Genomic DNA, 22,487 nt, shown 5'->3' with positions numbered 1-22,487 from the left:
TAACTATCCATAACTCTTTTCTGAAAGCTTATCAAACACAGACTATACATATTAGTTGATATGAAAAGATCTCCTGAATTCCAGTGGTGAAACATCAGTTTTCTGTTTAAATAATTTACTGAAGGATTGAGGGTGTTCAAAACCTAATTCATAGGCAATTTCACTGACAGAAAGACTTGTGGCAGATAGTTTTTCTTTCGCCTTCCCGATTAGTTTTTCATGGATATGCTGCTGTGCACTCAATCCGGTCAATATTCTGAGTAAACTACTTAGGTACTTAGCAGAAACATTCAGCTGATCAGCCAAAAGCCCGACTGTGGGCAATCCAGTTTTGACGAGATCCTTTTCGTTAAAGTAAGTCGTCAACAGGTGCTCCATTTTTTCCAGGAGTTTGTGTCCGGCCTTTTTACGGGTCAGAAATTGCCGGTTGTAAAACCTTTCCGAATAATTAAGCAGCGTATCAATCTGCGACAGGATAATATTCTGGCTGTATTTATCAATATTGGTTTGGTATTCCTGTCTGATATCTTCTATAATTCGCTCCAGCAGCTGTTCTTCTCTCTTAGATACAAACAAAGCTTCATGGATGGTGTAATCAAAGTACTCATAGCTTTTAATCTTTTTACCCAGGGAAGAGTTCCATATAAAGTCGGGATGTATGAGGAGCATCCAGCCCGATTTTTCACCAGATACATCTGCCTCTCTTTTAATACTGAATATTTGTCCTGGTGCGATAAAAAACATAACCCCCTCGTCAAAATCGTAAGCTTGCTGTCCATATCTGATATTGCCACCTATATTTCGTTTCAGGGAGATGAGATAAAAGTCAAGCATCCAGCTCTGGTTAAGCTGTTCTCCGGTAAGCCGCACGTCAGCATAATTAATCACACTGATTAATGGATGCTCCGGCGCAGCCAGTCCACGGGACCGATGAAATTCGGTAATAGTTTTTATCCGTTGAATGTTAGCCATAACTTATCCAAAAATATATACTTTGTTATTAAAAATAATAAATCAAAGGGAAATCAGAACTATATTTCCCTTTGACAACCCTGCTTAAACAGCGCGAAAAACAGCAAACTTAATCTTCCTGAAAGTAGACCGTGGCAAAGTTCTCTGCAAATTCGGCCAGTTTGACTTTACCCAAAACCGGCTGATTGCAGTAATAGTCTTCGTATAATCTGCCATCGCGCTGACTGGCTTGCATCTCTATAAAACCCTGAGCAATCCGGGGATTAAATCCAATACTTAACCATGAATTTAAAAGCTGCTCATCCGGAATGACTTTCCATTGTAAGTCTGGCTTTCCGATCGCCTTTCCAAACACTGCGGCAATTTCATTCGGCGAAACCTCATCACTGGCTATATAACGCACAGTTCTACCTTCAAAAGGCAGTTCAATCTCTTCTGCAATCACCGCTGCAATGTCCAGAGGAGAAACCCAGGGCTCTTTTTGATCACCGCCATAGTTAGAAATGATAGCGCCCTGGTTTTTGATCGTTGAAACAAAAGAGAACATATTGGTATAGAAACCCACCGGGCGTAAAGTTTTAACAGACACATCAGCAGGTAACTGCTTCAATATATGCTCCACATTATGATGGAATCTTAAAATGCCATTATCTTTATCCATATGTGCGCCAATGCTGCTAAGATGTATTATTTTTTTTACACCTGAATGGCTGACAGCCTGCTTGTAGTTATGACCAATCTGATCAATTACATCCATAAAATCAACTTCTTTATCAGACAAATCACCACCAGCGGCATCCATCGTTTCCATCAGATATACGATATCTGCGCCCTGAAAAGTCCTGGTCAGGAAAGAAGCGTCCTGCATGATACCAATTGCTGCCTGAGCACCAAGCGCCTCAATTGCCGGTTTTCGCTCTGCATTACTGCTGATGACTGTTACAGTATGACCATTTTGTATTAAAGTCTGGGTAAGAGGTTTTCCGATGTTTCCGATAGAACCTGTAAGTACAATTTTCATATTTTTTTTATTTTGCTGATACAAAGTTCTGCAGCAACACCATCGAAAAAGTAACCAAATGACCAGTTCTTGTAGCCAAATGGCATCAGCAATATAAATAGCACGAATCCGGTCCTGTTAGGAAAATACAACAATAAACTGTAGCTTCATCCTTCGTTACAAATGAGGCATAAAAACAGAATCGGCATTTTCATTTTCACCCTTGGGGTGCTTATGTTATTGGTACGTCCTTATTTAGTTTATCAGATAACTACAACCGATAGTTATAAAACGAATCCGGCAATGGCCTGGAATCTCTTACAACGACTGGTCAAAAAAAAGGATGATAACCACGAACAACATGCTGAGGTAGCCCGGATCATGCTTCTTTCGCAAAAGACAGTGATTAGTTCTACCTGTCATTTCCTTAATAAGATAATACAGGCCGTCCCCTCCTATCCAATCTCATGGTATCAACAGGTATCACATCACTGTTTTCAACCAGGCGCGCCATAACTGATCCTTTAGTCAGCAGCACAGAAAAACAATCCTGTTGCTAATTTATCAGATGATATACGGGGTCTGCCTGCGGGCAGAACATTCCCGGTAGGCATCTTAACTATTAAATCATGAATTAAATTTATATTCATTTAATCATTTATGAGAACAATTCTCAAAACTTCTCTTCTTTTACTGAGCACTTTAAGTCTTAAAGCTGTGCCTGCATCTGCGCAATTAAATAAAGTGAAACATGTTGTCGTGATCTATATGGAAAACCACAGCTTCGATAATTTGTACGGGCAATTCCCTGGTGCAGACGGTCTGGAGCAAGCCAGTAAGGAAAATATTATTCAGCTGGATCATGAAAACAAGCCCTATCAGACTCTGCCGCCAATCCCAAGAAGCAGTGCTTTTCCAACCAATCTGCCTAATACCTATTTCAATATCGATCAATATGTAGCCGCAGACCAGGTCACTCCGGATGTTACACATCGTTTTTACCAGGAGCAATTACAGATCAACGGAGGCAAGATGAATAAGTTTGCCCATTATAACTTTACCAAAGGTTTCGCCATGGGGTATTATCGGACCAAAGATATTCCGTTATATGAGCTCGCCAAAAAATACACCCTATGTGATCACTTCTTTCATAGCGTCTTTGGTGGTTCATTTCTAAACCACCAGTGGCTGGTTGCTGCAGCCTCGCCAACATTTCCTAATGCACCCGCCAGTATTGTCGCTCAGGTGGATGCCAGAGGCAAATTAATCAAAGACGGTACAGTTACACCTGACGGCTATGCCGTGAACACAATCAATTCGATTAATCTCTATCCTGCAGGTGGCAACCCGGCGTTCCTGGTACCTACACAGACAGGGCCTAATATTGGTGACCGTTTATCTGACAAGGGTATTTCCTGGGCCTGGTATTCAGGTGGATGGAACAATGCCGTTGCCGGTAAACCAGACCCCTCTTTTACTTATCATCATCAGCCTTTTGCCTATTTTACCCGTTATGCTAAAGGAACGCCTGGGAGAAAAGAACATTTAAAAGATGAAACTGAATTTTTAGAAGCCGCAAAAAATGGTACTTTACCAGCAGTGTCATTTGTTAAACCTATAGGATTGGAAAATGAACATCCTGGTGAATCGACTATAACCGGAGGAGAAAGTCATGCTGTAAAACTGATCAATGCAGTGCTCAATGGTCCAAACAGTAAGGATGTGGTCATCATTCTTACCTACGATGAAAATGGCGGTTTCTGGGATCATATAGCTCCTCCGGTAATTGACAAATGGGGACCTGGAACACGTATACCAGCCTTAATCATCTCCCCTTTTGCCAAAAAGAATTACGTTGACCATACTCCTTATGAAACCGTAAGTATCCTGTCTTTTATAGAAAAAAGATGGGGACTAAACCCCCTTAACAAACGTGATCAGGAAGCTGACCCTTTAAGCCATGCGTTCGATTTCTAAGCTGATTATCTTTAGTCTTCTGGCACTGGTGACAGTGTCCCTGCTTTCGCTGAGACAGCCGGATATTCCGGCTGTCCGGATTAAAGAGCAATTGATTCATCAGGCAAACCATCTGCTCATTGAGGTTAAATTGCTGCAGGCATCAAGAATGGATATTGCACAAAATCATTTACTACAACAGCGTTTCCGTAATGTAAGACTGGCTTATAAGCAACTGGAGTGGGCAACCGAATACTTCGCCCCGCTGACTGCACGACAGGTGAATGGGCCTCCCGTACCTGAAACTGAACTCAGTGGGCTGGTTATCGAGCCAGCAGGGTTACAGGTCATCGAGCAATACCTTTTTCCCCGTTTTGTCCCAGGTAAAAAACAAGAACTAAACGACCTGTTGAATCAGCTGGAAGTCAACGCAACTGAATTCAGAGAATACTTCCAGAAGTCAGATTTGCAGGACTGGCAGATACTCGATGCAGTAAAACTTGAGGTTTTTCGTATCGAGGCACTTGGTCTTAATGATTTTGATGACCCTTTATCCAAAAGATGTTTTATTGAATCAGCAGCCGCTTTACAAAGTGTACAGAAAGTTACCGGTTACTATGCTGAGTTACCTGGATTTGCCCCTGCAGTACGTTATCTGCAGCGTCCTGTAACCTTTAATCTTTTTGACCGCGCTATCTTTATCACCCGTTATGCAAATCCACTGACCCGGTCACTCCAAGTATTAAAGACAGAACTCAAACTGCCCGATGTTCGTTATAACCGCCTGCTTAATCAGAATGCTTCAACTTTATTTGATACAAATGCTTTTAACCGTAATGCCTATATCGCTGAATTGAGAGATTCTGTAACTCCGGAAAAGATAGTTTTAGGAAAGAAATTATTCTTCGATACTATACTTTCCGGCAATGGTAAACGTAGCTGCGCTTCCTGTCATCAGCCAAATCTGGCTTTTACAGACGGACTCATCAAAAATCTGGATGTTACCGAAAAAAAGACGATCAAACGTAATACCCCTACCCTAATCAATGCAGCTTTACAACCAGCACAATTTTATGACCTGCGGGCGCCCTCGCTGGAAGATCAGGTTATGGCCGTGGTGCAGAACAAAGAAGAGATGCATGGAAATATGAGTCTGGTAACCGGTAAGCTCTGGCGTGATAGCAGCTATCGCAAACTGTTCAGCCTGACCTATCCGCAAAAAGAACGTATTAAGATTGACACCTTTGAAGTGATGAATGCGCTGGCGGGTTATGTACGCAGCCTGACTGCGCTGAACAGTCGTTTTGATTCCTATATGCAGGGCGATAAATACGTACTGAAAAATGCAGAAATAGCAGGTTTCAATCTATTTATGGGCAAAGCACGCTGCGGAACCTGTCATTACCTGCCACTGTTCAACAGCGTATTACCACCACGTTATATGCAAATGGAGGCAGAAGTAATCGGAGTACCACAAAAAAGAAATGGCAAGCATATTGATCCCGATCCTGGGCTCTGCAGCATTCAGCCCGGAGATTTTAATCGTCATGCTTTCAAAACTACCACTGTGCGTAACACTGCCCGGACAGCGCCATATATGCACAATGGTGTATTCCGCACACTAGAAGAAGTAATTGATTTCTACAACAAAGGCGGCGGAACAGGAACAGGTATTAAGGTTCCCAATCAAACTCTGGATGCAGCACCACTAAAGTTAAATAAAAAAGAGAAAGCCAACTTGATTGATTTTATCAGGAGCCTGGACAGCCGCATAAACCTCACTCCTCCAGATATTGCACTGCAAACCCTACCCAGTCCTTTACAGAACTATCCACATAAACATCGGGCTGAATCCCAATATTGTCTATCGGATAATCCGGCAGACGCATTGCCCTGTAGGTAGGCATGAAGACCTGATACCCCGGACATCCGAAATCAACCAGATAAGCATTACCATAATCCAATGCGCCATAACTCGAGGTACCTATCAACTTGACTTTTTTGCTTTGTTTTGCAATAAATAAAAAGTACTCTGCCGAACTTCCGGTACCCTTATCAGCAAGGATAACAATTTGTCTGGGAGCTTTAGATGCCAGTTCAACTTTTTCAATGTAGACAGGTTTACCTGCATCATTAAAGTTTACAAAATGCCCCGGATTTTCTTTTAACTTTTTTATCTGTTTGTCTATTCCATCTGTTGGAGTATCCTTATCCAGACTCGCTTTGTAGGCCTGAAGATTTCCAATATAAGTCTGGGTAGATAGAAATTCAGCGCCCGTATTCCGTATTGATTTTCCAGAGATAAAAGGAAGAAGTTTTTGATAAGCACTTGTAGTTCCACCCGGATTGCCACGAAGGTCTATGATCAGGTTTTCGCTCTCTTCGAGCTGTGTCTGGTTCTGAGAGATCAGCTGATCAATTTTTTCCAGGTTATGATATTCAAAACTTGGTAACTTAAGGATTACTGTCCGTGCAGATAGTTTTTTGAAATAAAAGCCAGCCAGCTCTTTCAGTTTTTCTTCCAGTTGAGTCTTAGTTACCGATGGCTTGGGAACTTCTCTAACCAGTACAACACCTACTGCATCCAAAAACAAAATACCTTCTTTATACACGTTGTAATGTCCTCTTTTTTTCGATCGGTCCCGCATTGCATACTCAAAAGCACCATCAGAAAACAACCTGAATTTGATATCCCCGGTTTTCCAGGCTGTTGATTTTGCCTCGATAATAAAACCAGTATATTGATTTCCACTTTCTTTTTTAATTCCAATTTTATACCCTTCTGTTGACCATACTCCTTCCAGTGTGTCCCGCGTGGTCTTAATCTTATCCTGGAAATCTGGTATACCAAAGGCTACAGCTTCTGCAGAACCATTTGCGGCAGAAAAAGGAGATCCGTTTGCCCCAACCCATAAATGCGGATCTCTGAAGAAATCAGTATACTTTTTCAGTACCTTTTCACAGGTACCTGCATTTGCATTTCCAGCCTGCATGGTCAGATGCTGTTTCAGCTCTTCGTAGGCTGGTTTCTCTCCTGTCTTTACTGAAAACCCGGGATACTCAGTCTCGACTTTTTTGACTAGTTTTTCCAGTGTCACTGTACAATTACAAGCTGATTGCTGTGCAAACATGGAATAGGAGAATACATTAAGAGCGAAACAAAGTAGTAGTCTTTTCATATAAAAATCTATTTTTAGAACAGCTAATTTAGCCCTCCGCTCCCGGCTAAAATTGTAAAAATGTAAACTACTAGATAAATAACCAGACGTATGCATTATTGAGATCTACTTTTTTAAAGAAAGTATTGGGATTGACATTGGTGAGTTGTTTAAAATCCTTTATCAGATGTGATTGATCGTAAAAAAGGCTCTCATAAGAAAGTTCAGTAAGGTTATTAATATTTTTCTGTTTTGTTATCGTCTTTCTGAAGCGATGAATGCGCCTAAATTCCGAGGGTGATTTACCAATAAACCTGGTAAAAAGCCTATTCAGGTATTGCCTGGAAAAGTTGTTGTTTTGAGCAATCTCCTCTATCTTCAGATCCGATTCTATATCGGCTATAATTTTCTCCATCAATCCAGGTTCCCGGACATTAAGTTTTGAAATCAGGTAATTTTCAAGGCTTTGCTGCTGAAGGTTCCTATCCTCCTCAACCAGGATCCCGCCCATCGCCGGTATAAAATCTGTAAAGGGATTAAAATCCAGCGAATTCTCTTTCTGCAAAAACTCATGGGCATTATCCAGAAAATAATTGATGGCCAAGGGCTTAAAGTAAATCGTAATTTCTTTTATCCCGTTCTCTAACGTAACCTCGATTGGAGAAATATAACGTGAAACATAGTTGGCAACAATGTTCTTCTGCTTTGAGGGTTTAACGATAATTTTATTATTCCCGGCATCAATCTCAACATCCTTGCTCACTGAAACAATAAAGAAGTTATTCGGAAAAGTCCAGTAATGTAATCTTTCAGGATTTTTATCGGGAGAGATAAAATAATAACCTTCTATATATCTTTTCAGAACCTGATTTACAGGCCTGTAAAATTCCATTTTCATCTTCCTTTTAGTTTATTATTGCCAGGTGGTTAGTTAAAGAACGAGCCTGAGCATAGCGTTTAACCGAAGATGCAAATATAAGATTAGCCTGATATATTGATGGATAAGATTGAATAAAACCTCTGCTGTTTTGTATGTATAACGCCCATATTTCTATCATTATTGCGTACAGAAAAATATAGTCAAAAACCTTTGTTTTAACACATTAGACCATATACTTTTGGCTTTTCACCCTCATAAAACGCCATCTCATGATCCCTGAAAGCAATCTCAACAGCACAAAAAAGACATCCATCATTAGACCTTCCATCCGTCAAAAAAAGGGTAATACATATCTGATTTGCTTTCAGGAGACCGACCGGTCAGGTGTTATGCTGGTTGGTGGTAAAGGGGCTAATCTCGGCGAACTGTCCCGAATCAACGAAATACAGGTACCAGAGGGTTTCTGTATAACCACTAAGGCCTATAAAAAAATTACCCGAAACAATCAGGAATTTAACAACCTCCTGGATGAGCTCATACAACTTAAAACAGAAGAGAGAAAAAGTATAACCACAATCAGTGCAAAAATCCGCACAGTTATCGAAAGTACTCCCATTCCAAAAGAGATCACAGGAGAGATTTTGTATTATCTCACAAAGTTTGATAGAAAAACCGCCTTTGCAGTACGATCCAGTGCTACAGCAGAAGACCTCCCTGCAGCCTCCTTTGCAGGACAGCAGGATACCTATCTGAATATTATTGGAAAAGAGGAAATCCTAAAACATATCAGCAAATGCTGGGCCTCCCTATTTACCGAAAGAGCGGTAATTTACCGTCTTCAGAATGGCTTTGATCACCGTAAAGTACAGCTCTCTGTGATTATACAGCAAATGGTCTTTCCTGAGGCAGCAGGAATTATGTTTACAGCCGATCCCGTCACGTCCAACAGAAAAGTATTATCAATTGATGCCAGCTTCGGACTTGGCGAGGCTATGGTCTCCGGTCTGGTCAATACAGATCTTTATAAAGTCTGTAACAGCACGATTACCGAAAAGAAGATATCCACCAAAAAACTGGCTGTTCATGCCTTAAAAGGCGGAGGTACAAAAGAACAGGAGATCGAGCCTCAATGGCAGAATAAACAAGTATTGACCGATAGACAGATTTTACAGCTTGAGCAAACAGGCAGAAAGATCGAAGCACATTTCGGCCAGCCTCAGGATATTGAATGGTGTTTGGCTGATGAGCTGTTTTATATTGTCCAGAGCAGACCAATTACTACTTTATACCCAATCCCCGAAGTAAATGATAATGAAAACCATGTTTTTGTCTCTGTTGGTCATAATCAGATGATGACAGATGCGATGAAACCATTGGGATTATCTTTCTTCCTGTCAGCAACATTTGGACCGATGCATCAGGCAGGCGGAAGGTTATTTGTAGACATCACTGCCAGACTGGCCTCAGCAGAGAGCAGAAAAACGATAATGAATACCCTGGGTAAATCAGATCTGCTCATCAAAGATGCACTGATAACGATTATAGAACGGGAAGGCTTTATCAAATTTGCACCAGATGATAAAAATAAAGACGATAAGACTGTATCACCTGCCAGCTTAAAGCCACAACCAGAAAATGGTCCGGCTATCGTTTCAGATTTAATTCAGCATAGCCGTGCATCTATAGAAGAATTGAAACTAAACATCCGGACAAAATCTGGTGTGGAATTATTCGATTTTATTCAGGAAGACATCCCGCAATTGAGGAAGACACTATTTGCTCCGCAAAGTCTCAATGTGATTATGAATGCCATAGATGCTTCATTCTGGATTAATGAAAAAATGAACGAATGGTTAGGCGAGAAAAATGCAGCAGATATTCTTTCACAATCTGTTCCCAACAATATTACCTCAGAAATGGGTCTGGAGCTATTGAACGTTGCAGATATAATTCGTCCTTATCCGGCAGTCACGGCTTATCTGCAACAAGTAAAAGAGGATGACTTTCTGGAGGAACTAACCAGATTTGATGGAGGAAAACAAGCCCTGGATGCTATCAATGCCTATCTCAACAAATACGGAATGCGCTGTACCGGTGAGATTGATATTACCAGAATGCGCTGGAGTGAAAAGCCATTAACACTTGTCCCTGCGATTCTCAACAACATTAAAAACTTTGAACCAGGTGCAGGCAGGCAGAGATTTGAACAAGGGCTGCAGGAAGCTTTGAAAAAAGAAAAATACTTATTGGAGCGGTTGAGTCAGCTGGAGGATGGCAAAGAAAAAGCCAGAGAGACCAAACAAAAGATCAGCCTGATCCGCAGCACTATCGGTTATCGGGAATATCCAAAATACGGTATGGTCAATCGTTACTTTATTTATAAACAGGCGCTGCTGAAAGAAGCAGAACAACTATTACAAGCCAATATTATTCAGCAGAAAGAAGACATCTATTATCTCACCATAGAAGAATTTCGTGAAGCAGTACGCACAGGTAAGCCCGATTACCGGATTATTAACGCCAGAAAAGAAGAATACAAATTATATGAGAAGTTAAGCCCGCCACGCGTGATCACTTCAGATGGTGAAATTATTACAGGTAAATATAGATGCGAAAACCTGCCTGATGGAGCCATAGCAGGTCTGGCAGTTTCTTCCGGTATTATAGAAGGAAGGGCACGTGTTATTCTAAACATCGAAGATGCAGAGCTTGAAGACGGGGATATATTAGTTACTTCATTTACCGATCCCAGCTGGACTCCATTATTTGTCTCTATCAAAGGGCTGGTCACTGAAGTTGGCGGACTGATGACTCACGGAGCAGTTATCGCCCGTGAATACGGCTTACCAGCAATTGTAGGTGTAGAAAATGCAACCAGGCTGATCAAAGACGGTCAGAGAATTCGCGTAAACGGAACTGACGGATATATAGAGATACTATAAATGAGCTAAAAATAATCTGAGCCTATCATTATGTAACAATAACGTTTAATAACATTGCTCAATTGCTGTAGAAACCAGATTTGAAAATACGCAGAACGAAACTCATTTTATTGTATAAAAAATTACCGTAACTTTTACAATCATCCTGAATCATGAAGATGCAAATATATATACAGCCATAGCTCACTATCAAATGAACCAATCCCTTTACCACTCTCCTGCTGCTGAGGAAACAAAAGCAGTCAATGCCAGTTCCATTCAAATAACAGAACATCAGGTTGAATATCTTTCTTCATTAACAGCTTTACGCGGGATAGCTGCATTGCTGGTTGCGGTATTTCATTTTGAAATGGCCATTGCCAGGTTTGTTCCTGCCTCACAAACCATGTTTTTTTGAAAAATGCTACCTGATGGTGGATCTGTTCTTTATCATGAGCGGCTTTATTATGATGCATGTATACAGCAGCCATTTTAAAAACAATATACAGGCAAGCTCATTAAAAAGCTTTCTTGTTGCCCGTTTTGCAAGAGTTTACCCACTGCATCTGTTTTCTCTCCTGTTGCTGGTCATTATTGTACGCTGGATTACCAATTGGGGAAATCCGCCTATTATCCTTGAACAACCGGCAGATATTCTGCCAAATATCTTTTTACTCCAGTCCTTTGGCTTTACAAAAATCTATTCCTGGAATATCCCTTCCTGGAGTATCAGTGCTGAATTCGCTGCCTATCTGCTATTTCCATTAATTGCACTAAGCATCAATCGAAAAAAGATTGTTTCAGTTATACTTTTACTCCTGTTTGTTGTAGCGGCATATTATGCCATTATGTATTTGCTCCCGCGAAAAAACCCACTGTATCCTTCAATACCGGTTCCTCATAATCTGAATACCACATTCGATTACGGTTATATCCGCGGAATAGCCGGATTTACAACTGGTATTCTGGTCTACCTGGTCTACCAGCTAACCGCTGTCAGGAAACTTTTCTCTTCTGACCTGGTATCCCTGCTATTCATTCTCGGGATGACCATAGCTATGCATTTTTCACTGAATGACGGAATCACTGTTTTCCTGTTTGCAGGCCTGGTACTTAGCTTTACAGCTAATAAAGGCAGAATAGCTAAATTCTGTAACCGGAAATTCATGCAGTTTCTTGGAGATATTTCTTATTCCGTTTATCTCATGCAGATCTTTTTGCAGGAACCATTTTCACACGATATATATCTGCCAGGCATTACAGGAATAGGCCGGGGCAAACAGAACATTGATTTTTCCAGTGGAATTATGTATTGCATGATCTATCTCGTTTTGCTTGTTCTGCTGTCTTATCTGACTTACCGGTGGGTGGAGCGTCCCAGCCGGAAATTCATCAATCGTATCTGGGGAAATAAAGTCAATAGTTAGCCAAAAACTAGGGCAGAAATATCGTTTTAGCTTCAACAGGATTAGATAAAACTGAAAAAGTAGTGGTTTTCCCAAATTTGGAGAATTCATTCAGCTTCAGACTCAGATCAGCAGATGACCTGATTACTATATTGACAAAAAAGCAATATTCTCCGGTAATATGAGCAATATTGGTAACCCCTTCCATTTCTTTTACTTCGTGCAGAAAGGGATTAATATTCGCATGTGGCAATTGTACGGCGACCATTACTGTTTGCTGATAGTTTAACTGCATAAAATCAATATTTGCAGTAAACCCTTTGATGATTCCTTCCTCCCGCATACGTTTTATCCTTTCTGCCACAGCCGGTGCAGTAAGGCCAACCTTTCTTCCGATTTCTGCATTACTTACTCTTGCATCAAGCTGTAACTCGTTCAGTATGGCATAGTGTAGTTCATCTATCTTCATCATAAAAACATCGATTCAAAAGTTAACTGGCTTTTTTCCTTAGAAACGAAAGCTAAACTAACCAATTATCCGCTGACCTTTATTCCAAAATAAACAGATGACAAAAAACGGATATTAAGATATGAGTAAAAAAGAAGTGCTGAACAATACAGAGCTGAAACATGGTATGGCTCCAATCCACAATAATTTGCGCATACATTATGTAGATGCAGGCAGTGGCGATAAAACAATCGTATTATTACACGGTTTTCCGCAAACCTGGTGGGAATGGCGATTGATAATTCCCCGGCTTGTGAATGCAGGTTTCCGGGTAATTGCTCCGGATTATCGCGGTGCAGGAGATTCCTGGCGTCCACCCGCAGGTTATGATAAACGAACCATGGCAGGTGATATTCATCAGCTCATTAAAGAACACCTCCAGATCAAAGGTCCGGTGATCATGGCTGGCCATGATATAGGTTTAATGGTGGCTTATGCTTATGCGCAGGAATACAGAGAAGATGTATCCCATCTCATTGTTATAGATGCTCCTTTGCCTGGTACCCTGGCTTTTGATAAAATACGCTCAGATCATCGCGTCTGGCATTTTTCATTTCATAACGTACCTGATTTACCAGAATTCCTGATTGCCGGGCGTGAACGCGAGTATCTTCAGGCATTTTTCAACTACCGGATATTTAATACCGGTGCCATAGACAGCGAAGATCTCGACGTATTTGTATCAGCCTATTCAGCTCCTGGTGCTATCCGGGCCGGGCTGGAAGTATATCGAGCCTTTGACCAGGATATCAAAGACAACAGAGCGCAACTTCAAAAAAACGGAAAACTTGCTATACCCGTTCTGGCCATTGGGGGACAGATAAGTACAAGTGGTTCTATCATGAAAGAAATGATGGAAGAAGTAGCGGACCAGGTGACCAGCGTCCGGATACCAGGTACTGCCCATTGGATAGCAGAAGAAAATCCTGAAGTATTTCTCTCAGAAGTTCTGAGATTTTTGCAATAATGTTTCGTATCCTTATTTAAATTATGAAAGAGATGGATCAGATCAAAAGCCCTGCAACCGGGCAAAAACCAAGAGCAAGAACACTTGGAATTCCTTTCGATGGTACTACAGGAGAATTTAATGCCATAACAGATGTAAAAGGCGTTGAGGTAGGTTATAGCACAATTATCTCTGGAGATGATGAAAATTCAGACGGAAAAAAACCGGTCAGAACAGGAGTAACAGCCATATTACCAAGAGGGAGAAATAATAATCCTGTCTTTGCAAACTGGTATACCCTGAATGGAAATGGCGAAATGACCGGCACCACCTGGATGACTGAATCTGGTTTCCTGGAAACCCCGATTATGATCACCAATACCAACAGCGTGGGTGTGGTCAGAGATGCCGTATTAAAGTGGTTTGTAAAAACGGACTGGTATAAAGAGGATTACTGGTATACCTACCCTGTTGTAGCAGAAACTTACGATGGTATCATGAATGATATTTATGGATTTCATGTAAAAGAAGAACATGTCTACGAAGCATTAAATCAGGCTAAATCAGGCCCTATAGCAGAAGGAAATGTTGGCGGTGGAACCGGTATGCGCTGTTTAGGCTTTAAAGGCGGAACCGGAACTTCATCAAGAGTTGTGAAAATTGGTGATTCAACTTATACAGTTGGTGCTTTAGTCCAGTCAAATTTTGGAGAAAAAAGACATCTGACTATTGCTGGTGCTCCGGTTGGGAAAGAACTGTTAAATACGATGAATTATGAGATCAATACACCTTCTTCACGTATAAAAGAAGGCGATGGGTCTATTATTGTAGTAGTAGCAACCGATGCTCCATTACTCCCACATCAGCTAAAAAGGATTGCTACCAGAGTATCCATTGGCCTGGGGATGGTTGGCGGTCTGGGGAACAATGGATCAGGTGATATTTTCATTGCTTTTTCAACTGCAAATCCGGCTGCCTTTCAAAGAACAGCTATTGCAAAAACTGAGGCATTACCGAACGATTTAATGGATCCACTATTCGAGGCAACTGTTCAGTCTGTTGAAGAATCAATTATTAATGCTATGATTGCCGCAGAAACAATGGTAGGTGTCCATGGAAATAAAGCCTATGGAATTCCTCATGATTCAGTCATAGATATATTAAAGAAATACAACAGAATATAATGCCCTTCAGGTCCGGATTAACCCTTTTATCTATATCTTTAGGCTTAAAAAATCCTTATGCTTAAACAGAGTATCAACACGGTAGTACTACTCCTTTTTCTGACATTCAGTTCTTTGTTTGCCTGTGCTCAAAAAGTAGCAGAACCTACAAGAAATCCGCCAGAATGGACTCAGCCTTACCAGCCTTTCCGGATTGCAGGTAATTTATATTACGTGGGTACCAGTGATCTGGCCAGTTATCTGATTACAACCCCAAAAGGTCATATTCTGATCAATACTGGTCTTTCTTCATCTTTATCATCGATTAAAGCGAATGTAAAAACCCTGGGCTTCAAATTTAGCGATATCAAAATACTACTGACCACTCAGGCTCATTTTGACCACATGGGTGCAATGGCAGCTATCAAAAAACTGACTGGTGCTAAGTTTATGGTAGATGAAAAGGATGCGAAAGTTGCAGCAGATGGAGGAAGATCAGATTATGCCCTGGGTGGTCATAGAAGTACTTATGTACCGGTTAAGGCAGACCGTATTTTACATGATAAGGATAAGATAACCTTAGGTGGGATGGAGCTCGTTATGCTACATCATCCCGGTCATACCCAAGGTTCATGCAGTTTCCTGTTTAATGTCAAAGATGAAAGCAGAGTTTATAGCGTCCTGATAGCCAATATGCCAACAATTGTCACAGAAAAAAAGTTCTCCGAAGTAACGACCTATCCAGGCATTGCCAAAGATTATGCCTATACGCTGAATGCGATGAAAAAGCTGAAATTTGATATGTGGCTTTCCTCTCATGCCAGTCAGTTTGGACTGCTGACCAAACACAAGCCTGGTGATGCCTATAATCCTGCCGCATTTATTGATCAGAAGGGTTATGATTCAGCAATCCGAGATTTAGAAGATAAATTTCTCAGGAAAGAATAATTAAGGCTATTTATACCGGAGTAAGCCAGTTATATGAGCAAAAAAATCCCCTGCAATAATGTGTACAGGGGATTTTTTTAAAGAAACAATATTTTATTCAGTAATCAACGCACTAATACGCACCCACTTCGGCTATTGAAGCATTTGCCGGATTAGGCGTATAAGCACTTTTAGCTGTTACTTTGAAATACCTGAATGTTTTTGCAACTGGTAAATTAAAGTACTGAAAGAAATTATTCTGAGCTAATGTAATATTTAACACGCTAGTCCATGTTGTACCATCACTGCTGACCAGTACTTCAACCTCTTTGCTCATGCTGCTGGTACTTCCTGAACGTTGTACAAAGGAGAAGCCATTAGTCAGATTATCCTTACCCATATCTACAGTTACAGAATGCGGAAGACCAGGAGGATTACTTCCGGTCCATCTGGTATGCCAGATGGTTTCCAGATCATTATCAATCATATAAATTCCTAACCCATTGTTTTTTCCTTCACCTGTCTTTTCCTCGGAGGTAACCGCTGTCACTTTCCAGCCAGCTTTATTAAATTCATTCTTTTCAGAGCTAAACAGAAATTTAGGGACTCCATCAACAAATTGAAGCGCATTATTCTTTCTGGTCAGCACTCCATTCTGGTGTACCATTATGGCCTCTATATTATAAGGCGTGTTATCTCTTACCTTAATATCGGTAACAGGAATACTTACATAAAAACTATCCGTTTGAATAATCTTTGTCCGGATTCCTTCTGCCTGATAACCACCTGCATCTACAGTAGGACGGTTAAAGCGTAAAATCACGTCGCTAACCGGAACATCAGTATTAAATTTTCCGCTGATAATCATATTTCCCCCGACATATTTCCCGTACATCCTGCTTATTTTAGCAGTAACAGGCCCGTAAAACGTGCTTTTCTCTTTGCTAAAAACCTGACTGCTGTTCAAAATAGCTGCACTGAATGCACTTAGATAAGTTGGCTTGGTACCATAGGTAGAGTTGCCACCACTCATCAGCTCCATTCCGAAATTAGTATCATTAGCCTCCGACTCAGGCCCTTTACTATGCGGAAGATTTAAACCATGTCCCAATTCGTGATATAAGCCACCTATCCATTGCGCATAAGCACCTTCCGGCCCAGGCTTACCCAGATTTTCAACTTCAATACCTTCAGCATCAAGAGCATAAGCATATCTGCCAATACCATAAAAAGGAGAATCCCTGTTGTTATTAATCAGATCATTGGGAAGTAATATAAAATAATGTTCACTGGTTTTTTCTTCAGGATGCAACGCATAATAAGCATCAACTTCTGCCTTTACATTAGCAGCCCCATTATCATAACCATAATCTTTTTTGGTCAGTTTACCCTTAATCATCGTAATTCTAACCCGTTGTTTTGCATCATCAGTCAATAAACCGAAGGTTTTATCTCCATAGCCCCAATGGTTCATCCATTTAGCAGTAAAGGCACGCATATTCAGCATATATTCACTCACGCGGCGATGGTAATCAGGTATTTCAGGAAAATCGGTGGGGACAAAGTAGACCAGGTTCAGATTATATGGATAATCCGAGGTATACGTAAAGTCACCTTCTTTTACAGTAACCAGAGCCTGAGCAGAATGGTTACCACTTAAGTCTGCGGTACCAGTATCAGCGGCTTTCTTACAGCCACTGAAGCAGATACAGAGTATGGCAATTACTGCCATCAGTTTGTTTTGTTTTTTCATATAGGCTTTTGATAAAGTGTTTCTATTTCGCGATCTGACAAGACCCTGTTAAAAATTTCCAGTTCATCGATCTTCCCTTTAAACCCACCAAGCTTTCGTAATGGAAAAAACAGGGTTTCCACTTTACGGACTTTTGTTTTGTCTTTATCGGTAAACTGAATCCAGTTGTCGTAAAGTTTCTTTTGTAGCTTACCATTTACATACAGGGCGGTTCCTTTATTGGTACCTGTAATTACCAGGTGTGTCCATACATTTGCAGGAACCACATAATCAAAGTCAAAATCGTATCCTTCACGGGAAAAGCCCAGTTTTCCTGTAGTTCCCTGTTTTAATTTAACCACCGCATTTGGTGAACTGAAGATGACTGTATTAGCCGGATTGTCAGCAGTAGTATTGATCCAGAACGAGACAGTATAGTCATATCCGATCTCTGTATAAGGCAGTTTAGCAAAACTATCTGCACGGGAAAACGATAGTGATTTCCCCTGATGCCCCGCAGCGTAAACAGCTCCTTCCAGTTTGACATTTTTGTCTTCCTGATCAAAACTAAAGCCGGCTGCAGAAACGCCTGTTTTTCCGGAAATATGAAGGGAGGGACCTTCTCCAAGATTCTTTCTGAGTATATCAAAATCTTCAAACTTCATCAACGTATCCTGCCCGCCCCACATCTTTTGAGAAAGAACCTGCATAGCAGGAAATACACGGTCATGCACATCCTTTTCCGTAATCCCATTGCCTACAATATCATTCCATACTGCGAATGAACCACCCGTAATAGTTGGATCTCCGGCAGGGAATTGCACATCACCGATTAATAATGGCGTCCATTTACGGTAGATCTTTTTCAGATTCAGATAGTCATAATAATACCCTGCTGCAGGTACAATGTAAAGCCAGCCATCTGGGGTACTGATTTGATTATACCCCAGTTTTTTCATTTCCAGAGGATTCGCATAACCATTGTACCAGGTATTCAGCGTAACATTTTTCACCTTTACCGGAGTTGTTCCTGCCGCATGCGTCAATGCGCCCCATATCCTTACCTCTTTACCAAAACCCTGGACATAATTAATCATATGATCGGTAAAAGCCCGGAAGGCTTCAGCTTCTTTTTTTGCATATTCGTCAGTTCCGATGTGAACCTCATTTCCGGTAAATACCGGGTGTTCACCACTCAGATATTCCTTAAATACATTTTCAACAACCTGAATAGTCTTCGGATTCTGCAAATCCAGATGATCCATTCCGTAGCGTTTACTACCGATTTCCGGAACTACTTTTGTAAAAGCAAGTGCATGTGCCGGTACATCTATTTCCGGAATAATGCGCAATGCATAATCCTTTGCCAACTGTTGTAATGCTATAAATTCCTGTTTAGTATAAGATCCATCTTTAGCGGTAAGTCCCGGGTAGGTGGAATTTTCTAACCGGAATGCAGCATAAGTAGCAGCCCAGTCCTCATTAAAGTATTTTTTAAATCCATTGTCATTCAAATGGATCTGAAAATCGTTCAGCTTATAATAAGACATCAGTTTTACATAGTCTTTCAAAAACTGAAGACTAAAAAATTTACGGCCCACATCCAGTACAAATCCACGAACCTTAAACTCCGGATAATCCCTTGCTACACCTTTTACTATACTTTTTTGATGTTCCAGCAGCTGTAATAAAGTTCGCGTCCCCCAAAACAACCCCTGATAATTTAATGCACTGATGGTAATATACTCCTCACTCTTAAAGTAATACCCTTCATTACCTATGCTATGGTCAGCTTCGCCAAGAGTTAAGAAAATGTCTCCTGTTTTTGGTTTGCCGGTTACTATATTCAAGTCATACCCGGTCTGAATTTTCAATTCTTTTTTCAAGATATCCGCTGCTTTTTGCAGAACGCTTTTGTTCAGTGGATTTAAAACAATCCTGCCCGAAGAACGCAGCACATAGTTCCCCCGATCACCATGCCATTCGCGCAGCGCAGGAATAACAAAAGGCTGAGCATTGATTCCTTTACCGGTAAATTTTCCGGGAACAATGACCTGTTTGGTAATATCATATTTAATGGTATCCGAAACCTTACTTACCAGTTGAAAATAGAGGTTCACTTTTGTTTCAGCCAGAGGCGATTTAATCAAACCGGCACTATCAATTACCGGCAACCGGTCACTGCCCTTGTAAACCAGCTGATATCCATCCGGGCTTACCGGAAAAACAAGCTGCTTATCACCAGTTTTTACTGCAATAATATCAGCTACCGCCGGGATAACAGGGCTGATCTTTTGAGCAAAAGCAAAACTGCAGATACAGGTGAATATCACTGCTGAGATGGCCCTGCGTCTAAATGACTGTAATTTTTGTACTTTTCTTTTCTGAAACATAAGCTATTGAGAATTTGTGGTGACCGTTAACATCGGCGAATAATTATAATAGTTGCCGGGATTTATCGTACGGCCACCTCCGCGTACATAATAAAGTGTGGCAGGCTTTAATTCAGCAATCGTGTAATCATAGTCTTTACTGACTACAGTCTGGTTATCCAGCGCCTCTGTATTGGTTAAACCCCTGTTACTATTATAATTATTGACATCAACCGTGTTGAATGTAGCTGCTACAGCCAATATCCTTGCAATTTTTTGCGTGTTCTGAGCCGGCTGTGCTACTTTTACTCTCACCGTAATACTTGTACTTGTCTTACTCAGTACCTCACAGCTTACCGTTAGATAGGGTACTACCCTGATATCCATTTGTGTTGTACCATTTACCTTTACGTTTATTGTATCCAGGTAAAAGAAAGGTCCGGTTGGCACAACTTTATAATTCCCGTTAAAAGTAAAACCACGGGTATAACTTCCATCAGGATGAAGCGCTGTCTGTATTGCAGACGGTTTTGGATAATCCGTTTGAAAAAGCTGCAGATAACCACCACCAACATTAGTTTGCTGAGGCACATTCTTCCCTGTTGCTGCATCCACAATATTACCTGAGAGCTCTGCATCAGGTGATTTGTAATTGTCCTTTTTACAAGCGCTGACAAACACCGCCAGCGCAAGGAACACACCAATAAATAATTTCTTCATTTTTATAAATTTGATTTTTTAACCTCTTTAATACTTATCAGTTTATTGATAACCAGGATTTTGAATATATGGCGGATTTTGCTGCGGCAAAGGCTCCAGATATAATTTCTCGGGGAAAGTCCGTGATAATTTCGGTGCAACTGCTTTTTCAAAAGTATATTTCATCGTATTGGGATCAGCCCCATTCTGCCACATGATCCAGGGATACAATGCATGAAACTGTGTATTATTTAATACTGTACTGGCAATATGCCACCTGCGTAAATCCCAGAAGCGATGATTTTCAAATGCTAGCTCCACTTTTCTTTCATGTCTGATCTTATCAAGTGTAACCATACTCAAAGGTGCTATACCCGCTCTGCTCCTGAGCTGATTGATCACATCCATCGCAGCACCGTTATTCCCCAGTTCAAAAGCAGCCTCTGCATAATTAAGCAGTACTTCTCCATAACGGAAAACCATCCAGGGTGTAGTAGAGCGTTCGGATGGGACGCGGTTAACAGGGTCCATAAATTTCTTGATATAGAATCCTGTTTTGCTCGGATCTCCGGTGGTTAAAGGCCCGTCTTTTCCTACAATACTAAATGTCCCACCTGCAGGATAAACAGCCGTCAGACTCTCAGAAGTACGTTTCACCCCGTTATCTATCACTCCCCTTCTTACTTCAAGGATACCACCCTGCCAGGAATCAAAAGGAGTTAAAATGGATGCAAACATCCTCGGGTCTTTTCCTTTGAACAGATCTGCAGGCCGATTATAAATAATAGGATTCCCGGCATTATCATTAACCTTAAGGATCCCCGGAGAACCGTCTGTATATTCATATTCCTCCACCATTTCCAGAGTCGGATTGGTTGTATTTCCATAATCGATTTTGAAACTCTGTGGTGCATTATAGAAATCAAAACTATGCGTTTTACCAGGAGACTGAAAAACCTTAGTCAAAATAGCTTCCTGGTTACCCAAAGTCAGAAATAACTGCTGGAAATTTGCAGCTTTGTCAGCATTCACATCATATAATCTATATTTTCCTGATTTGATGATCAGATCAGCTGCATCCAGCGATTTTTGCCAGTATGAATTCGCCATGCTGCTATTGATACCAACTAATCCATTTAGCTGCAAAGTCCCGTATTTAGCACTCGAAGCAGCATACAGCATCGCTCTGCATTTTAAAGCAAGGGCACTATACCTGTTTGCCCGAAAGGCATTAGCCGGATCGCTGCTATAATCTTCAGGTAAGTCAGCCGCCACAGCATCCAGCTCTGCCGAGATGAAATCATAAATTTCCTGTTCTTTGTTACGCGGAACTACAAGACCAGATACATCGTCACCCGTTTGATATGTCTGCACCCGGGTAACCAGTGGAACACCTCCATAACGCTTTACCAAAGCAAAGTATTCAAAAGCCCGGATAAACCTGGCTTCTGCAAGAAACCTCTTTTTAGAGTCATTATCTATTGCAGCACCGGGAACTTTTTCTATAAAGTCGTTCACTCTTCTAATTCGGGCATAATCCCAGTCACCGAACCAGTTTCCAATAACTGCGTTGTTAATATTTCCCCAGACATAAGTTCTGACAGCTTCATCTGTAGTGGTAGACAGATAACCCGCTTCATCACTCACGGTATAATTAAAATCTTCTGCTGGCAGATCATTATAAAGCGTAACAGTCAATGCGGTAACTCCGCTTACGCTACTGTAGGCTACACTTTCAGCAACCAGATTTTTAGGTTGCCTGTCCAAAAAATCTTTCTTGCATGATACCATGCCACTGAGCAACAATATCAAAAAAACGCTATATGTTTTAATTCTTTTCATAACCT

The 22,487-nt window shown here is 41.0% G+C and carries 16 protein-coding genes and 1 pseudogene; 8 read left to right on the top strand and 9 right to left on the bottom strand.

Annotated features, from left to right (window positions below; genetic code table 11):
• Positions 1–51: 51 nt before the first annotated feature.
• Together PL_RS23275 and PL_RS23270 are read right to left on the bottom strand one after the other, a co-directional pair.
• Complete coding sequence (locus PL_RS23275) at positions 52–972, bottom strand: helix-turn-helix domain-containing protein (protein WP_041884294.1); 921 nt, start codon at positions 970–972, stop codon at positions 52–54.
• Between the two features lie 109 nt (positions 973–1,081).
• A complete protein-coding gene (locus PL_RS23270) occupies positions 1,082–1,993 on the bottom strand; it encodes an SDR family oxidoreductase (RefSeq protein ID WP_348620468.1) in 912 nt (303 codons plus the stop codon).
• 639 nt (positions 1,994–2,632) lie between these two features.
• Here PL_RS23270 and acpA point away from each other — a divergent pair.
• Positions 2,633–3,949 carry an acid phosphatase gene (gene acpA / locus PL_RS23265; RefSeq protein ID WP_041884297.1) on the top strand — a complete coding sequence of 439 codons (1,317 nt, stop codon included), beginning with the start codon at positions 2,633–2,635 and terminating at the stop codon, positions 3,947–3,949.
• A pseudogene (locus PL_RS23260) lies at positions 3,933–5,246 on the top strand (cytochrome-c peroxidase); the annotation flags it as partial. The gene acpA and the pseudogene PL_RS23260, both read left to right, overlap by 17 nt.
• Positions 5,247–5,706: 460 nt before the next feature.
• Here the strand turns inward: PL_RS23260 and PL_RS23255 are convergent.
• Both PL_RS23255 and PL_RS23250 read right to left on the bottom strand, forming a co-directional pair.
• Complete coding sequence (locus PL_RS23255) at positions 5,707–7,107, bottom strand: S41 family peptidase (protein ID WP_160292136.1); 1,401 nt, start codon at positions 7,105–7,107, stop codon at positions 5,707–5,709.
• A 70-nt stretch (positions 7,108–7,177) separates the two neighbouring features.
• A complete protein-coding gene (locus PL_RS23250) occupies positions 7,178–7,984 on the bottom strand; it encodes a helix-turn-helix domain-containing protein (protein ID WP_041884302.1) in 807 nt (268 codons plus the stop codon).
• A gap of 251 nt (positions 7,985–8,235) precedes the next feature.
• On the opposite strand from PL_RS23250, the gene ppsA reads away from it, so the two are divergent.
• From ppsA to PL_RS23235, 3 genes are all read left to right on the top strand, one after another.
• Positions 8,236–10,908 (top strand): phosphoenolpyruvate synthase, encoded by a 2,673-nt coding sequence (gene ppsA / locus PL_RS23245; RefSeq protein WP_082036004.1) that lies wholly within the window; start codon positions 8,236–8,238, stop codon positions 10,906–10,908.
• A 193-nt stretch (positions 10,909–11,101) separates the two neighbouring features.
• Entirely contained in the window at positions 11,102–11,305 is a 204-nt protein-coding gene (locus PL_RS23240; protein WP_041884304.1) for a hypothetical protein, read from the top strand.
• Between the two features lie 13 nt (positions 11,306–11,318).
• Complete coding sequence (locus PL_RS23235; RefSeq protein WP_041884306.1) at positions 11,319–12,314, top strand: acyltransferase family protein; 996 nt, start codon at positions 11,319–11,321, stop codon at positions 12,312–12,314.
• A gap of 7 nt (positions 12,315–12,321) precedes the next feature.
• Here the strand turns inward: PL_RS23235 and PL_RS23230 are convergent, their stop codons facing one another.
• Complete coding sequence (locus tag PL_RS23230) at positions 12,322–12,765, bottom strand: Lrp/AsnC family transcriptional regulator (protein WP_052496470.1); 444 nt, start codon at positions 12,763–12,765, stop codon at positions 12,322–12,324.
• Between the two features lie 118 nt (positions 12,766–12,883).
• Between PL_RS23230 and PL_RS23225 the strand changes: the two genes are divergently transcribed.
• The 3 genes from PL_RS23225 to bla all read left to right on the top strand — a co-directional run bounded on the left by PL_RS23225 (position 12,884) and on the right by bla (position 15,858).
• Positions 12,884–13,768: an alpha/beta fold hydrolase gene (locus PL_RS23225; protein WP_041884307.1), complete on the top strand. Its 885-nt coding sequence runs from the start codon at positions 12,884–12,886 to the stop codon at positions 13,766–13,768.
• A gap of 23 nt (positions 13,769–13,791) precedes the next feature.
• Positions 13,792–14,931, top strand: a complete 1,140-nt coding sequence (locus tag PL_RS23220) for a P1 family peptidase (protein WP_041884310.1) — start codon at positions 13,792–13,794, stop codon at positions 14,929–14,931.
• Positions 14,932–15,003: 72 nt separating this feature from the next.
• A complete protein-coding gene (gene bla / locus PL_RS23215; RefSeq protein WP_410429567.1) occupies positions 15,004–15,858 on the top strand; it encodes a subclass B3 metallo-beta-lactamase in 855 nt (284 codons plus the stop codon).
• Positions 15,859–15,970: 112 nt separating this feature from the next.
• On the opposite strand, the gene PL_RS23210 is transcribed toward bla, so the two are convergent.
• Genes PL_RS23210 through PL_RS23195 form a run of 4 tightly spaced genes read right to left on the bottom strand, consistent with a single transcriptional unit; the run spans position 15,971 to position 22,482 of the window.
• Positions 15,971–17,590: a discoidin domain-containing protein gene (locus tag PL_RS23210; RefSeq protein WP_041884313.1), complete on the bottom strand. Its 1,620-nt coding sequence runs from the start codon at positions 17,588–17,590 to the stop codon at positions 15,971–15,973.
• Positions 17,587–19,962, bottom strand: coding sequence for a family 20 glycosylhydrolase (locus PL_RS23205; RefSeq protein ID WP_052496471.1), 2,376 nt, complete (start codon positions 19,960–19,962; stop codon positions 17,587–17,589). Before PL_RS23205 ends, PL_RS23210 begins: the two co-directional genes overlap by 4 nt.
• Positions 19,963–19,965: 3 nt before the next feature.
• On the bottom strand, positions 19,966–20,661 hold the full coding sequence (locus PL_RS23200; protein ID WP_041884315.1) for a DUF3823 domain-containing protein: 696 nt from the start codon (positions 20,659–20,661) through the stop codon (positions 19,966–19,968).
• Positions 20,662–20,703: 42 nt separating this feature from the next.
• Positions 20,704–22,482, bottom strand: coding sequence for a RagB/SusD family nutrient uptake outer membrane protein (locus PL_RS23195; protein WP_041884338.1), 1,779 nt, complete (start codon positions 22,480–22,482; stop codon positions 20,704–20,706).
• Between the last annotated feature and the right edge of the window lie 5 nt (positions 22,483–22,487).

It is taken from the genome of Pedobacter lusitanus (assembly GCF_040026395.1).
Taxonomy (GTDB): domain Bacteria; phylum Bacteroidota; class Bacteroidia; order Sphingobacteriales; family Sphingobacteriaceae; genus Pedobacter; species Pedobacter lusitanus.
The sequence above is the reverse complement of the archived record's forward strand: the minus strand, read 5'-3'. Positions and strand labels throughout refer to the sequence as shown.